Here is a 13,087-nt window from a genome sequence, read left to right as displayed (position 1 = left end):
GCAGTTTTTGATATCACAAACTTACAATAAGTCACTAATTAGTGACGGAAAAAAGTTAATTAACTTTGATCATGATTCATTCTCAATTGACGGAATCATTTTTTTATGAAACGAAAAATAGTTGAGGGGCCTATCAGAAGCAAGGAAAAAGTAAACAAAAACTACTGAACGCCGTTGGCAAACTGCTCAAAACAAAAGGCTACACGGCCTTAAAGGTGAACGACATTGCCGCTACTGCAGGTCTGGATAAAAAACTGATATATAATTATTTCGGCGGTACCGACCAATTGATTGATGAGTATATCCGTAATCATGATTTCTGGAGTAATGTTATTGATGTGCCAACTGAAATCACCGACGGTGGCGAAGCTTTAACCAAAGAGATGCTATCGTCGCAGTTTGAGTATATGTTCAAAAACAAAGAATTCCAAAGAATCATCATCTGGCGTCTTTCTGAAAGCCGGAAATCTTTGAAAAAGCTAACCGATAAACAAGAAGAAAACGGAGAACGGTTGTTTCAGGCAATTGTTGATCCTCACTTTGGCGATAAAGCAAACCGATATCGGGCGATTACCGCTGTGCTTATTTCCGGGCTATATTATCTAAATATGTACCAGGCTGTTAACGGCAGCATTTTTTGTGGGCTGGATATGAAAAGTGAAGAAGGGAGAAATGAAGTAAAGGAAGCTGTGAATTTTTTAATAGAGCAGGCTTATCAGAATTTATAATATCCCAAGGTAATTGTATAAACCCGTCTTCTCCTGTTTACCAACACCTGTGACCGCGTTTTTCTCATTTAAATATTCCACCGCTTCGACCAGATGAGCTTATTTTTTCGACACCCGATCGGGATAACACAACTTAACTATCGGGATGTTTTTATCAACTAATCTATATCGATTCTGCCGATTTTGTTATTTCCCCAGTTTTTGCGCTACAAACTGTAGAAATGCCGACTGTTGGTCCACAAAGAGATAATGGGAGCAGTTGCTGATCATCTTAAAATTTTTGTTTCCAACAATATTTTTCAAATGTGAAAGTTGCGTAGCAGAAAATACACCATCTTCTTGCCCGTATATAGCATAAATCGGAACCCCTTTTTTAAGTATACTTCTTAATACCGGCTGGTTATCCAAATTATTCGCGGTTTCATTTCTATAAAACTTGATGGGGGATTCATGATTTCTTACATTGGTAGCATAAAATACACTTTCTTCAAACGCGTCCCGCAGGTTTTTACTGTCTGTTGTGGGATTTGGCATGTTGAAGAAATTCATTTTACCAGCCATTTCATAACACCGTTTACGGTAATCGGCTGTATGCTTCCCTAACAGCTCAATCGCAGCGATTTCAGCAATCTTTGTGCTATCATTTTTAAAATGTGTGCTGGCTGATTTCAAAATATGATCATAGGTTTCCTGTTGCGAAAACAATGCGCCAGCCAAGATAAAAGCACTTACTTTTTCCGGATGCTCCTGTACAAATAGTGTTGCAATAATGCCTCCAAAACTATGAGCCAGGATGACGGCTTTATTTAAATGATATTTTTCATAGATGCCTAACAGGTCCCGGAAACTTTCCTTAAAAGTCATTGTTGCCTCTTCATCTTTTGAGCGCCCTTCTCCACGTCTATCATACACTATGACATAGAACCCGCGATCGGCCAAAGCCTGGGCTGTGGTGGCTTCGAAGAGGTTTGAATTACCACTGGGTCCGCCGTGAATAAAAATGATAGCTGTATTTTGTGGGCTACCGTAATCTTTCGAATAAATCACCTGCGCTTTTATAGAAAAACAGATCAGCGTCATAAAAGCTGCAATAAAAAATTTCATTGGATATCTGGATTACAAAGTTTAAAACTTTTGAACTTAATGCTCAGTTTTAGCAAACTGCTATTTAATACGCGTCACTCCCTAACTTATACGATCTGAAGATATCAGCCGTGCAACTTTCTTTTGACCCTGTTTTACTGATCAGAAATTCAAATGCAGGCTCAAGTCCGCTCAATACTGATTTTTGACCTTGTTGGTTGGTGATTTCAGTTGACTGTACAATTTGTCCACCCAATATTTCTACCTTATACCAACCGTTCTCGAGTTCGATAATGGGTAGCTGATTTGCCCGGGCGAATTGTATCTTTTCAGCAATACGTTCGTCGGTAAAATTGTTTAAAATCCACCAGGTAAATAACATGATGCTGCCGCTTTCGACTTTCAAAATATACCCGCTTTGGCGTAGCTGTAGTTGATTACCGGGCTTCAGTAGCTCTGGTGTTTCCGATAAATTGAATATAATAGTATAGGGATAGTTGGCTACATCCGACAAAGGGATCATCACACCATCTGCCACTACCTGGTCTCCTGACTCGCGGGTTGTAAATTCTGTTGCCAGATCATCCGGTAAATTGTGTGTCTTTTTATAGTTGTTTAGAGCGACTAGGTCACCTAATAAAAAATAAGAAAGGGTATCGTTTAAAACTTCGGAAAACCTATAAATACTCATTGCCGTGTTTTTCGTAGCCTATACAATTAAGAATCTGCAAATAAACAAAAGCCATTTCAATAAATAAATCATGTGCAAAAATATTCTACCATCTAAGTGGGCGGATCAGATCTGAGTCCGGTATTCAACGGTTAACACCGATCCAGGTTTTCATTCCCGGTGACACTATTACTTTTACTTTCCTCCCAACAACATGATCCAGGCCGAAGCGCTGGATCGTTATTAGAGTAAAAAAATATAGTAAAATTCAATTTAGGAAGATGTAGATGATACTATTTAAAAGTCCACAATGAACCATTTTTAGTATCCCTTTTGTTCAGCTGGCCGTCGCCTGTTAGCTTCTCCAGTTGTTGCTCTGCATCAGCACGGGGTATTTGCATAAGCTCAGAAAATTCTTTTGCAGTAAGGGATGGATATGTTGAAAACAATGCTGTCCATTCCTTATTGTATAACTTTGGGGATAAGGCAGGTAACAACTGTTTAATTGCATCGAGGTAAGCGCCATAAGGTTTTGAACCATATACCACCTGTCGCTGTCCGGCTGCATCCGTGAAAAACATAGTAGGAAAACCCCTTACGCTCCATTCACGGGCTAGCTTCAGATCTTCCTCAAAAAGTGTCTTGGCCTTACCACCCTCGTAATCTTTTTTGAGTTGCGCGGCATCCAGTCCCACTTGCTGAGCAGCCAGCTCCAGATGTTCCCAACGGGTGATATTTTTCTTTTGTAAGAAAACCATTTCCCTGATCACGCGCAGAAACGCAACGGCTTTACGGTGGTCCTGCATTTGGGCAGCTTTAAACGCGATAGATGGCGGATAAGACGATGGCAAAGGATCTTCCAGCCATACATTGCCATCGATAGGCATATCATAATAAACACTTACCTCATCCCAGTGATGGGCTACATCAGAAGGTTTGCTAATACCTCCGCTATTGTAGCTCCAGTCTGGCAATAATCCACCCATGCGATAATCAATCTCTATACTATCTCCATATTCGAGCTTCAGCTTTCTCAATTGTGGTTCTATTCCCCAGCAGGAAGAGCAGATGGGATCGGTAAAATAAACCAGCTTGATGGGTTTCTCAGTGTTGGAAACCGGCCCGGCACTATCTGAGGTTGCTGTACTTCCGGGTATTTCACAAATGCCGGTTTCGGGATCGCATAATAGCGGATTGTTTTGCTGCTGCATATTTTTTCCATTTTGAGCCTGGCATTGCATACTGCCTGATGCCAGTAAAATAATTAAAAGTAAATAAGCCGGTTTCATTATTATTAATGTCCTATGCAATTTTTATAGATTTGCACAAAGTTGCCTGTTATATACCAGGCAGAAAATAAGTCAGATTTTTATGACTACTCAAATAGCTATGGAAGAGAAAGAAACCTGTCCGGCACAGGCGCTGTTAAAAATGCTTTCAGGTAAATGGAAGCCGGAAATATTTCGCCTGGCGATGAATGGCCCGTTGCGTTTCAGTGGGTTACTTCGTGAAATACGCGGCGCCAATAAGCAAAGCCTTTCGGTTGCATTAAAGGAACTGGAGGAAACCGGTTTGCTGGAAAAAACAACCATCAAAATAAAGCCGTTACATATAGAATATTACCTTACAAACAGGGGAAGGACTTTTATCCCGGTACTACAACAATTAGAGCATCTCGGTTAGCGTGAGATAGGCTAGCTGGTTAAGCCTTTGTTTCTTTCTTTAATTTTTTTAAAGATTCCTGGTATTTTTCTGAACCCCGGCATCTTTTTCCTGCGTGCTTAATGCTTTCACTGCCTGAAGCAATTTCTTATAGTCACTTGTTTTAAGTTTTAGTATTTCCGCCAGCGCCAATGCGGTGGCCCAGCGCACTACGGTACCCGAATGAGTAGCGTTTACAAGCAAACAAAGGGTCGCCTGTTTTAAAGAAGAGGGAAACAACTTCGCGATATTACCGATCACCCTGGCACTCTCCCATTTAATACGCGGCTCATCTTCCTGTAAAGTAGCGGTTACAAAATCCAACAAGCTTTCATCGGCCAGTTCAGGTTTATGGCGGGTAGCCAATTCTAAGATTTCAATACAGGTTGCTTTATCTGTTGGGTTACTTGTTTCAGCAAAAGCCAATAATTCATGTACCGTTAACTCACCTGTCATCAACCAGTTCCCTGCCTGTGCTGTTTTCGCTTTGGCTTTTATTGATTTATCGGCAAATAACGTAGTCAGGTTCATTCGTTTGGCTGCGGACTTTTAAAGATAACTTTCTACTACCGATTTAAAATCGCCAATATTAAAAGGCTTGGCAATGAAGGAATCTGCACCTGAATCTTTTTGCCATTCATTTTCGTGAGCTGACATCAGTACAACCGGTACATGGCTGGTAGAGGGATCATGTTTAATATGCCTGCAAAGCTCAAGACCGTTACCATCCGGTAACATAATATCCAGTACAATAACATCGGGCAGGGTTCTACTCATTTCGGCATTCAATGCAGCTGCAGTAGCGCACATTTTCAGTATGTAGTAATCTCCGGTTAAAATAAAACCAATCAGCTCTCTTATATCGTTGTTGTCCTCTACAATTAAAATCTTCTTCTTTTTCATTTTTTAAACTTACTGCTATACTATAGGGGGCAACATTGCCCGGGGCAGAACAAAACTGAAAGCAGAACCTTTACCTGGCGTGCTTTCTACATTAATTGTTCCTCCGTGACGCTCGATTATTTCTTTGGTGATGTACAAACCCATTCCTAAACCTGGTATATTGAACCCTGGCTCTACGGCTCTGAAAAACTGGCTAAACAGTTTGTCTAAAACCTCGGGGCTGATACCTATTCCTTCATCTTTGATCTGTACTTCTACTGAGCTACTTTTACCACACAGCACTATTTCTACGTTTCCTCCCTGTGGTGAGTATTTTATTGCATTGCTAACCAGGTTATCGACTACCTGCTCTATCCGCAGTCGATCTGCGCTCACTTCCATTGAGCCACTGTAATACAATTTTAATGAATGATTACTATTGGTTGCGTATAAGTCCAGGCATTCCTCAATCAACAGTCTCAAATCAAATGTTTCAAAATGCATGCCCAACTTGCCCGCCTGTAGTTTAGAAAACTCCACCAGGTCATTGATCAGCATGGTTAATTTGTCCACCTGTTTAATGCTGCGTTCTACAAAAAGCCTGTTCCGCTCGCCACCATCAGTATGTATTTGCAGCAACTGCAAAAAGCCTCTCAGAGAGGTAACGGGCGTTTTAAGCTCATGAGTAGTCATCGCGATAAATTCATCTTTTTTATCGCTGAGGCTTTTCACCTGTTGATATAATTGCTCCAGCTCGTTGTGCGCTGCAATTTTCTCAGATATATCGCGGGCTATTTTGGAAGCACCAATAATTGTTTTTTCTTCATTCAGAATGGGGGAAACAGTAAGCGAAATGGGAATAAAGTCCCCATTGCGGGTAACACGGATCGTTTCAAAATGCGAAACGCTGTTACCTTTCTTTATTTCACCAATGATATAATCCTCCTCAGCCAGGCGCTCCTGTGGAATAATGAGTGAGATGTGGCGACCTATGGCCTCTGATTCTTTATAGCCGAACATCAGAGCCGCTGCATTATTCCAGCTGGTAATGATACCGTCGAGTGTTTTGCTTACAATTGCATCATCAGAATTATTGACAATAGCTGCCAACATTCCCTGTTTTTCTGCTGCCTCTTTCTGCCGGCTGATGTCCCTGGCAATTTTAGAAGCTCCGGTCACAATACCTTCGCCATTCTTAATGGGTGAGATAGCTAATGATAAAGGAATTTCTTTTCCTGATTTAGCCCTGCGAATGGTTTGAAAATGTTGGATCCTGCGTCCGTTGCGAATCTCATGAATGATAAAATCCTCTTCATGCAATCGATCTTCCGGAATGATCAATGATATATGCTTACCTGTTGCTTCGGATTCCTGATACCCGAAAAGAGTGGTTGCTGCCCGGTTCCAGCTGGTAATAATACCTTCAAGCGTTTTACTCACAATAGCGTCTTCCGAAGAATCCACTATCGCAGCCAGTAATGCTTGCCGCTCTTCAGCAACCCATAAAGGCGTCGATTCGCTCATTAGGTAAAACTAGTTAAAAAACAATTAAAAAAGGTATGATCTTTTGATATTCAACGATTTCCAGTCCACAACATTTATTAAAGAAGTAATTATTCAGAACAACAACCTTTTACTCCCAAGGCGATTCAACAAAATCTGAAACGCGGGCGTTCAAAAAACCCCATGTGGAAACATGAGGGTGTATGCGAAAACTATTAAGAAAAACTAGCGAAATACTTATGTTACTTTTTGTTTTTTAAACTGCGGGACATTATTTGCAGATTTTTCACCAACAGGTGTTGCTCCTGCTGCCCGGCTGGGTATAACAACTCACCCCAATAACTCATGCTTCTACCTTTTACCCGGTTTTTTCGACCTATATCCGGTGTAGGAGCTTGTTTAGATTGTAGTTTATTCATTTTCATTTGCTCAATTTCACATAATCAACAACAACATCAATGCCTGTATTAGCTTAAACTAAAGATTTTGTAATCTTTTACTTACAAGCGTTTTATTAATTAGGATATTTCGTTATGAAAAATTCTACGTGGGAAATATTCTACAAGTTGTAGGTGATTATTGATACTCTTTCAAAGAAGTGTCGGCACTAAGGACTGGTTTATTCTCTAATAAATTTCTTCAATGTATGTGCATTGTTAAGCGCATCTCCAACTGTATTGTTAAAGTAGATATACACGGTTTTGCCTAGTCTTAACCAGTCATTGGCATATTGTGCATATTCATGTAAAAAAAACTGATCGTAGCTCCCTTTGTAGTCTCCATTAGGTCCATGAAAACGCAGGTAAATTTGGTCCGCATTTAAATCCGGCTGCGGAGACTCGCTACCCCATTTGTCATGATATACCATCGAAGCGTTGTAATTATTTAAAAGTTCGTAAGTCTCATCGTTGTACCAGCAAGGGCTTCTAAACTCTACTGTCAGCGGCCAGGTTGCTTTAGAAATTTGCTGCAAACCGGAAAGCAGGGCCTTTACCTTTTTGAAGAAGCCACATTTAACAGATGCAGGAAATTGCACCAGCAGGCATCCAGCTTTTTCAATTGCGGGCGCTATCACTTCAAAATACTTTACCAGATCAGCCTTACTGAAATCAAGCGCGCTAGCATGGGTTATTTGCTTCCATAGCTTAAACGTGAAACGGAATTCCTCAGGTACCGACTCACACCATTGCCCAATAGTTGATGGCCGGGGTAACTTATAAAAAATTGAGTTTACTTCCAGGGAATTGAAAATGCCGCCATATACCGCCAACCTGCTTAAGCCCTGCAATGCCTCAGGATAGGCCTGCTGGTTTCTGTAGGGCAATACAATGCCACTGGTTCCCATATATAGCCTTTCCCGACTCATAACATTAATATAAAATCAAAGCTTATGCCATACCAGGTAGTTTAAGACCAGAGCCTTTTAGCCGTTGCAACAATATCTCCTGAAAGGTCATTTTTGTGTCAACAAACCCGTGTGCATCAATCCACAGGTTCAACATTACTTTATAACCGTCGGCTTCCAGTGAAGAGATACCTATCCTCCTGGGCGGATCATCTAAAATAGTACCTGCATCAGCAATCGCCTCATCTATTGAAGCTTTTACCTGTTCATAATCGATTGCGTTACCAAACTTCATTTCAATATCCAGCCGGCGGTTACCTGAGCCACTCAGATTGATGATCACTTCATTGGATAATTTACTATTTGGTACCACTACTCTCCTGTTATCATAAGTAATAATGATGGTATGAAAAATCCGAATCTCGCTCACTGTACCTTCCTGCCCCTGAGTTAAAATATTATCGCCTACCCGGAAAGGCTTCAAAAAAGAATAAGAATGCCACTGGCAAAGTTTTGCAATGTACCGGAAAGGGCCAGACCCGCTGCTACACCCAAAGAGGTGACCAATGCCGCAAACAGGGTCATAGCAATACCGGCTATTTGCATAACTGCCAGCAATAACAATACCCGCAGCACCACAACGATCAGGCTTCGCAAAAAGGGCTTCAGAGAACGGTCAATTTTCCTGCTTTTCATTACACGACCCAGATAACGCGAAAAGACACTAATCAGCCAAAGACCTATAAATAACACCGCTAATGCCAGCACCAGGGAGGGACCTTTATCAACTATCCAGCCGGAGGCTTTATCCAACCATTCTTCTTTCTTAATTTCAGCCATGCTACAGGTTATATTTTACCAATTCACTTCGTTTATCAGCAGGGTTCAACAATTATCATTCCTTAGTATTCATTTATACGTTAAAATAACATGGGCATTATTAACAGCTATTTCTGTTAATGAGAAGACCCCTGTAGAAACAGGGGTCGCAATCAAAACTAACTGCTTGTGTGAAAATTGACAATTCATCAATTCCAAAAACCATTCCAATAAAAGCTCAACTATCCTGCAAGCTCCATGCACTTGAAATAATCTTCTATGATGCCGGGCTCTTTAATACCTTTGGCGTATTGACGTTAAAAAACAGGAACCGTGCGTAAAAGTTACTTAAGAAAATATCATAGCTTTTTAAAATTCAAAAGAGACTTTACCAGATATAGTATCCAAAAAGTAAAAAGCTACGAAGTCATTCTATTTTGGTTAAAAAGTCGCATGAACCGTACCCAGTTCCTGATTCTTTCGGGTATGCTGGTAGGATGTACTGCAGGGCTTGCGGGCGTGGCACTCAAATCGCTCGTTCATTATATCCATTACCTGATCAGCCATAAAATACATTTTGAATACCAGATCCTCTTCTATATCATTTTTCCATTTTTGGGTATCGTGCTTACAACTGCTATTGTGCTTACTTTTTTTAAGGACAGGACCGGAAAGGCATTGGCGCTATCCTTTATGAAATCGCACAGAACTCCAGCATTGTCTCGTCAGTAAAAATGTATTCCCAGGTGGTGCAAAGTGCTATCACCGTAGGACTGGGCGGATCAGCGGGTTTGGAGAGCCCTATAGCCGTTACGGGATCGGCAATAGGATCTAATTTTGCCCAAACCTATCAACTCAACTATAAGGAGCGAACCCTCCTGCTGGCTGCCGGCGCTACTGCGGGTATTGCATCTGCTTTTAATGCGCCTATTGCCGGAATTATGTTTGCTTTTGAAATACTATTAACCGGAGTGGTTTTTTCGGATTTTGTGCCTTTGGTAGTGGCAGCCATTTGCGGCAGCCTGGTTTCAAAAGTATTGTTGCAGGAAGATGTGCTTTTTCGCTTTCATACCCGCGAACCATTCAACTACCACAACACGCCCTTTTACCTGGTACTGGGTTTGCTTACCGCATTCTATGCCAGGTATTTTGTATTGAGCCCAAAAAGTGGAACATTTTATTGCCCGGCTCCATTTGTCAAAAATGAAAAGAGCTATGCTGGGCGGAGCTGTATTATCCTTACTCTGTGTGACTCTGCCCCCTTTGTTTGGAGAAGGCTATGGTGTGATTAAATCCTTTACCAGTGGCCACGTCGAATTCGTGATCCATAATAGCTTCTTCAGGTATTTTGAGCTTAAAGACTGGACCATTATTATTTTTCTTACACTTATCTGTTTACTGAAAGCCTTTGCCACTCCTATCACTATTTTCAGTGGCGGTAATGGTGGCAATTTTGCACCATCGCTCTTTGCTGGCGGCACATTGGGTTTTCTTTTTGCACAGGTTTGCAAAATGATCGGGCTACAGGACGTGCCAGAAACCAACCTGGTGCTGGCCGGTATGGCCGGGGTAATGAGCGGCGCCTTATACGCTCCGCTTACAGCTATATTTCTGATTGCCGAATCGAGCTTTGGGTACGATCTTTTTATTCCGCTCATGATCGTTTCTGTGATATCCTTCCTGGTAGCCAAAAGATTTTCACCTATTTCTCCAGACCTGAAAAAACTGGCTGACGAAGGAAAGATCTTTACACGCGAACATGATAAGAACCTGATCACCCGGCTACAGGTGGCAGACGTTATTGATGCCAATCCTCAAACCATACCTATTAATGCCTCTATTCATCAATTGCTCAGCATGGTGAAAACGGGAAGTAAAAATGTATTTGCTATCGTAGATAACCAGGGGAAATTAACTGGCATGTTAACATTAGACGACTTGAAACCGGTTATTTTCTCTAATGATCCGGAGTCTTATAGCATTACTAAGTTAATGAAAGAACCACCTGCTATCATTCATGAAGGTGAAGACATGGTGGAAGTGGTACAGAAGTTTGATCAGACGGATGCCTGGCATCTGCCGGTATTGGACCAAAATGGAAAATTCACCGGCTTTATTTCAAAACCCACTATTCTTATTAAGTATCGCAAACAATTGCAAACCTACTCTGAATAAACGGGATATTCCAACAGGAATGACAGGCTTGTTAACTATTTCCTTGTGAAAAGCCTTTCAATATCTTTGCCCAGGCCCTGTATATCCACCGATCCATCGAGGATGCGATTGTGAGCACCGGCAAAAAAATCTTCCTGGATATCTGCCGTCTTTTGCGAAGGATAGATCAACAAAAATTATTCTGCCTGAAGTACTTATCCAGGTAAGAAAATATTTTATCCATATGCAGATTATGTGAAACGCCTTCTTTACGACTGAGCACAAAAGTGAGCAAATCATTTGTTCCTACTTCGCGCCCCAGAACCAACAGGTCTTCCCAACGGGTAAATTCGAGAAAGCTATAGCTGATGGGATTTAATTCATTAAGTGTTTTAAAAACGGCTCCAACTCAGCAGCAGCAAAAAATTTCACACCACCTCCACAGTTTTTGGCAAGCGTCCAGAGGTTAGACAACCAGTAGTAAAATCCACTTTCTTTTTCAGCATGAGGCGGTATTACCACTATATTCTTTTTTATGGTAGAAATAGGCTGTACCGGGTTATATACATAAGTTGTAATTTGTTCATTGGTTAATATGCCATTGATCAAATGAAAACTTTTATCTGAGCTGTACGGCTTTGTGCTATAGCCCATAATAAGATCTGTTATCTTTTTTGCTTTTATTTCGCCGCTTATACCATTTATAATCGTGTCATAACGGATCACTTCTTCAATTTCGATATCCGCAGATGCGCCCGTTTGCGTCGCCAGTTGTAACATTTTCCTGGCATGCTTATCCGATTCATCCGGCGCTTCCTGCTTATTAATGATATTGAGTGCATACATTTTATCAAGAGGCTTATGCCTTCTTATATTAAGGGCTAACTGAACGAGTTGTTCGGTTTTGGAAAGAGTGTTAGTAGCTATAAGAATGTTCATACCCTCACCTTCTTCTGCCGGGTGGCTTTCTCCAGCTTCGGTTTCTTCAGCCAACTGGCGACCTCCTTTTGGGTAACGAATGAAGCAAGGGTACAGGTGATCAATATCACCAGTATGGAACCATTCAATACGTCTTCATTCAACAGCCTTATGGGCACACCGTCTGCGGTTTCAGCAATCACTATATTATACCCAACCATCACCGCGGCCAGCGTAGCGGCGGCCTGTGCTACGCTCAGTCCAAAAATAATACGTAACTGGCTGCGGCTCATCTTAAATGTTTTTGTGGTAGCCCAGGCAGCCAGCCATTTTGCAGCGATCACTCCAAGAGTAAGCACTGCTGCTACTTTTAAAGTACCCATGCTCTTTATAAAAACGCTGAAGTCGATGAGCATGCCAACGCTGATTAAAAAGAATGGGATAAACAAGGCATTTCCTACAAACTCTACGCGGTTCATCAGCGGCGATGTATGAGGTATCAACCTGTTTAGAGCAAGGCCTGCCAAAAAAGCTCCAATAATGCCTTCTACTCCCGCCAGTTCCGCCAGCACCGCACCAAGGTATACCATTACCATCACGAAAATGAATTGCGATATTTTATCGCTCACCACTTTAAAAAACCAACGGGCTATCAACGGGAATACCAGTAATACAATAAGACCGAATGCCAGTATAGACAAACTCAGCCTAACCCAGAATGCCGTGCCTACATCTCCTTTGGTCATACCTACAATGGCTGCCAATACCAGTAATGCCAGTGTATCGGTGATCATGGTACCGCCCACCGTTACATTTACAGACCTATCCTTTGTAATGCCCAGCTTGCTGGCGATAGGATAAGCCAATAAGGTGTGAGAAGAAATAAGGCTACCCAGTAAAATAGAGGTCATCCAATCGAAATGCAATATATAATAGCTGGACAGCGTTCCAATGATCATTGGAATGCAAAAAGTATACAAGCCAAACCCAATACTTTTCCATTTATTTTTTTGAACTCGATAAGGTCTATCTCCAGTCCGGCGAGGAACATAATATACAATAGACCCGTAGTACCAGAGACCACGATGCTGCTATCCCGTTCCAATACACCAAAGCCATTCGGCCCAATAAGCGCACCGGCAATGATCAACCCTATAAGGTGCGGTATTTTTAACCTATTCAATAAAATAGGCGCCAGCAATACGATCAGGATTACGATTAAATATCTTAAGATCGGATCAGATATCGGCAAACTGAGATCGGTAATGTTCAGTAGCATACAGT

17 protein-coding genes and 1 pseudogene are annotated in these 13,087 nt (G+C 41.5%); 5 read left to right on the top strand and 13 right to left on the bottom strand.

The features are described 5' to 3' along the window. The first annotated feature begins 215 nt into the window (after positions 1-215). On the top strand, positions 216-728 hold the full coding sequence (locus MKP07_RS22495) for a TetR/AcrR family transcriptional regulator (protein ID WP_240849281.1): 513 nt from the start codon (positions 216-218) through the stop codon (positions 726-728). A 186-nt stretch (positions 729-914) separates the two neighbouring features. Here MKP07_RS22495 and MKP07_RS22490 read toward each other — a convergent pair whose 3' ends face one another. From MKP07_RS22490 to MKP07_RS22480, 3 genes are all read right to left on the bottom strand, one after another. Beyond that, positions 915-1,832: an alpha/beta fold hydrolase gene (locus MKP07_RS22490; RefSeq protein WP_240849279.1), complete on the bottom strand. Its 918-nt coding sequence runs from the start codon at positions 1,830-1,832 to the stop codon at positions 915-917. A gap of 64 nt (positions 1,833-1,896) precedes the next feature. Next, complete coding sequence (locus MKP07_RS22485; protein ID WP_240849276.1) at positions 1,897-2,502, bottom strand: hypothetical protein; 606 nt, start codon at positions 2,500-2,502, stop codon at positions 1,897-1,899. A gap of 272 nt (positions 2,503-2,774) precedes the next feature. Next, on the bottom strand, positions 2,775-3,770 hold the full coding sequence (locus MKP07_RS22480) for a ClpXP adapter SpxH family protein (protein ID WP_240849274.1): 996 nt from the start codon (positions 3,768-3,770) through the stop codon (positions 2,775-2,777). Positions 3,771-3,852: 82 nt separating this feature from the next. Here MKP07_RS22480 and MKP07_RS22475 point away from each other — a divergent pair, with 82 nt between their 5' ends. Beyond that, positions 3,853-4,164: a winged helix-turn-helix transcriptional regulator gene (locus tag MKP07_RS22475; protein WP_240849272.1), complete on the top strand. Its 312-nt coding sequence runs from the start codon at positions 3,853-3,855 to the stop codon at positions 4,162-4,164. 48 nt (positions 4,165-4,212) lie between these two features. Here MKP07_RS22475 and MKP07_RS22470 read toward each other — a convergent pair whose 3' ends face one another. From MKP07_RS22470 to MKP07_RS22440, 7 genes are all read right to left on the bottom strand, one after another. Next, complete coding sequence (locus MKP07_RS22470) at positions 4,213-4,713, bottom strand: hypothetical protein (RefSeq protein WP_240849269.1); 501 nt, start codon at positions 4,711-4,713, stop codon at positions 4,213-4,215. Between the two features lie 18 nt (positions 4,714-4,731). Beyond that, positions 4,732-5,085 (bottom strand): response regulator transcription factor, encoded by a 354-nt coding sequence (locus MKP07_RS22465; RefSeq protein ID WP_240849268.1) that lies wholly within the window; start codon positions 5,083-5,085, stop codon positions 4,732-4,734. A 15-nt stretch (positions 5,086-5,100) separates the two neighbouring features. Continuing rightward, positions 5,101-6,588, bottom strand: coding sequence for a PAS domain S-box protein (locus tag MKP07_RS22460; protein ID WP_240849266.1), 1,488 nt, complete (start codon positions 6,586-6,588; stop codon positions 5,101-5,103). Between the two features lie 221 nt (positions 6,589-6,809). Beyond that, positions 6,810-6,986: a hypothetical protein gene (locus MKP07_RS22455; protein ID WP_240849264.1), complete on the bottom strand. Its 177-nt coding sequence runs from the start codon at positions 6,984-6,986 to the stop codon at positions 6,810-6,812. A 200-nt stretch (positions 6,987-7,186) separates the two neighbouring features. Then, positions 7,187-7,933 (bottom strand): DUF72 domain-containing protein, encoded by a 747-nt coding sequence (locus tag MKP07_RS22450; RefSeq protein WP_240849262.1) that lies wholly within the window; start codon positions 7,931-7,933, stop codon positions 7,187-7,189. A gap of 22 nt (positions 7,934-7,955) precedes the next feature. Further along, a complete protein-coding gene (locus MKP07_RS22445) occupies positions 7,956-8,396 on the bottom strand; it encodes a mechanosensitive ion channel family protein (RefSeq protein WP_240849261.1) in 441 nt (146 codons plus the stop codon). After that, positions 8,393-8,752, bottom strand: a complete 360-nt coding sequence (locus tag MKP07_RS22440) for a mechanosensitive ion channel family protein (RefSeq protein WP_240849259.1) — start codon at positions 8,750-8,752, stop codon at positions 8,393-8,395. Before MKP07_RS22440 ends, MKP07_RS22445 begins: the two co-directional genes overlap by 4 nt. A gap of 312 nt (positions 8,753-9,064) precedes the next feature. On the opposite strand from MKP07_RS22440, the gene MKP07_RS22435 reads away from it, so the two are divergent. Genes MKP07_RS22435 through MKP07_RS39290 form a run of 3 tightly spaced genes read left to right on the top strand, consistent with a single transcriptional unit; the run spans position 9,065 to position 10,906 of the window. Beyond that, the gene (locus MKP07_RS22435) at positions 9,065-9,463 is read left to right on the top strand and encodes a hypothetical protein (RefSeq protein ID WP_240849257.1); all 399 of its coding nucleotides are present in this window, start codon (positions 9,065-9,067) and stop codon (positions 9,461-9,463) included. Then, positions 9,409-10,023, top strand: coding sequence for a chloride channel protein (locus tag MKP07_RS39295; protein ID WP_317236076.1), 615 nt, complete (start codon positions 9,409-9,411; stop codon positions 10,021-10,023). Before MKP07_RS22435 ends, MKP07_RS39295 begins: the two co-directional genes overlap by 55 nt. Further along, positions 9,935-10,906 carry a chloride channel protein gene (locus MKP07_RS39290; RefSeq protein WP_262919423.1) on the top strand — a complete coding sequence of 324 codons (972 nt, stop codon included), beginning with the start codon at positions 9,935-9,937 and terminating at the stop codon, positions 10,904-10,906. Before MKP07_RS39295 ends, MKP07_RS39290 begins: the two co-directional genes overlap by 89 nt. Before the next feature lie 35 nt (positions 10,907-10,941). Here the strand turns inward: MKP07_RS39290 and MKP07_RS39285 are convergent, their stop codons facing one another. The 3 genes and pseudogenes from MKP07_RS39285 to MKP07_RS22415 form a co-directional block, all read right to left on the bottom strand. Beyond that, positions 10,942-11,076, bottom strand: a complete 135-nt coding sequence (locus MKP07_RS39285; protein WP_262919422.1) for a hypothetical protein — start codon at positions 11,074-11,076, stop codon at positions 10,942-10,944. A 184-nt stretch (positions 11,077-11,260) separates the two neighbouring features. Beyond that, positions 11,261-11,878, bottom strand: a complete 618-nt coding sequence (locus tag MKP07_RS22420; protein ID WP_240849255.1) for a hypothetical protein — start codon at positions 11,876-11,878, stop codon at positions 11,261-11,263. After that, positions 11,821-13,082 (bottom strand): annotated as a pseudogene (locus tag MKP07_RS22415) (cation:proton antiporter). The gene MKP07_RS22420 and the pseudogene MKP07_RS22415 overlap by 58 nt, the downstream one beginning before the upstream one ends. Positions 13,083-13,087 lie beyond the last annotated feature (5 nt).

The organism is Paraniabella hibiscisoli (assembly GCF_022512515.1).
In the GTDB taxonomy this organism is placed as follows: domain Bacteria; phylum Bacteroidota; class Bacteroidia; order Chitinophagales; family Chitinophagaceae; genus Niabella; species Niabella hibiscisoli.
The sequence above is the reverse complement of the archived record's forward strand: the minus strand, read 5'-3'. Positions and strand labels throughout refer to the sequence as shown.

Bases quoted from the DNA above. Each gene is read 5' to 3' on its own strand.
- MKP07_RS22465 (WP_240849268.1), bottom strand. From the start codon at position 5,085: ATGAAAAAGAAGAAGATTTTAATTGTAGAGGACAACAACGATATAAGA.
- MKP07_RS39290 (WP_262919423.1), top strand. From the start codon at position 9,935: ATGAAAAGAGCTATGCTGGGCGGAGCTGTATTATCCTTACTCTGTGTG.
- MKP07_RS22470 (WP_240849269.1), bottom strand. From the start codon at position 4,713: ATGAACCTGACTACGTTATTTGCCGATAAATCAATAAAAGCCAAAGCG.
- MKP07_RS22440 (WP_240849259.1), bottom strand. From the start codon at position 8,752: ATGGCTGAAATTAAGAAAGAAGAATGGTTGGATAAAGCCTCCGGCTGG.
- MKP07_RS22455 (WP_240849264.1), bottom strand. From the start codon at position 6,986: ATGAATAAACTACAATCTAAACAAGCTCCTACACCGGATATAGGTCGA.
- MKP07_RS22485 (WP_240849276.1), bottom strand. From the start codon at position 2,502: ATGAGTATTTATAGGTTTTCCGAAGTTTTAAACGATACCCTTTCTTAT.
- MKP07_RS22450 (WP_240849262.1), bottom strand. From the start codon at position 7,933: ATGAGTCGGGAAAGGCTATATATGGGAACCAGTGGCATTGTATTGCCC.
- MKP07_RS22475 (WP_240849272.1), top strand. From the start codon at position 3,853: ATGACTACTCAAATAGCTATGGAAGAGAAAGAAACCTGTCCGGCACAG.
- MKP07_RS22480 (WP_240849274.1), bottom strand. From the start codon at position 3,770: ATGAAACCGGCTTATTTACTTTTAATTATTTTACTGGCATCAGGCAGT.
- MKP07_RS22490 (WP_240849279.1), bottom strand. From the start codon at position 1,832: ATGAAATTTTTTATTGCAGCTTTTATGACGCTGATCTGTTTTTCTATA.
- MKP07_RS22460 (WP_240849266.1), bottom strand. From the start codon at position 6,588: ATGAGCGAATCGACGCCTTTATGGGTTGCTGAAGAGCGGCAAGCATTA.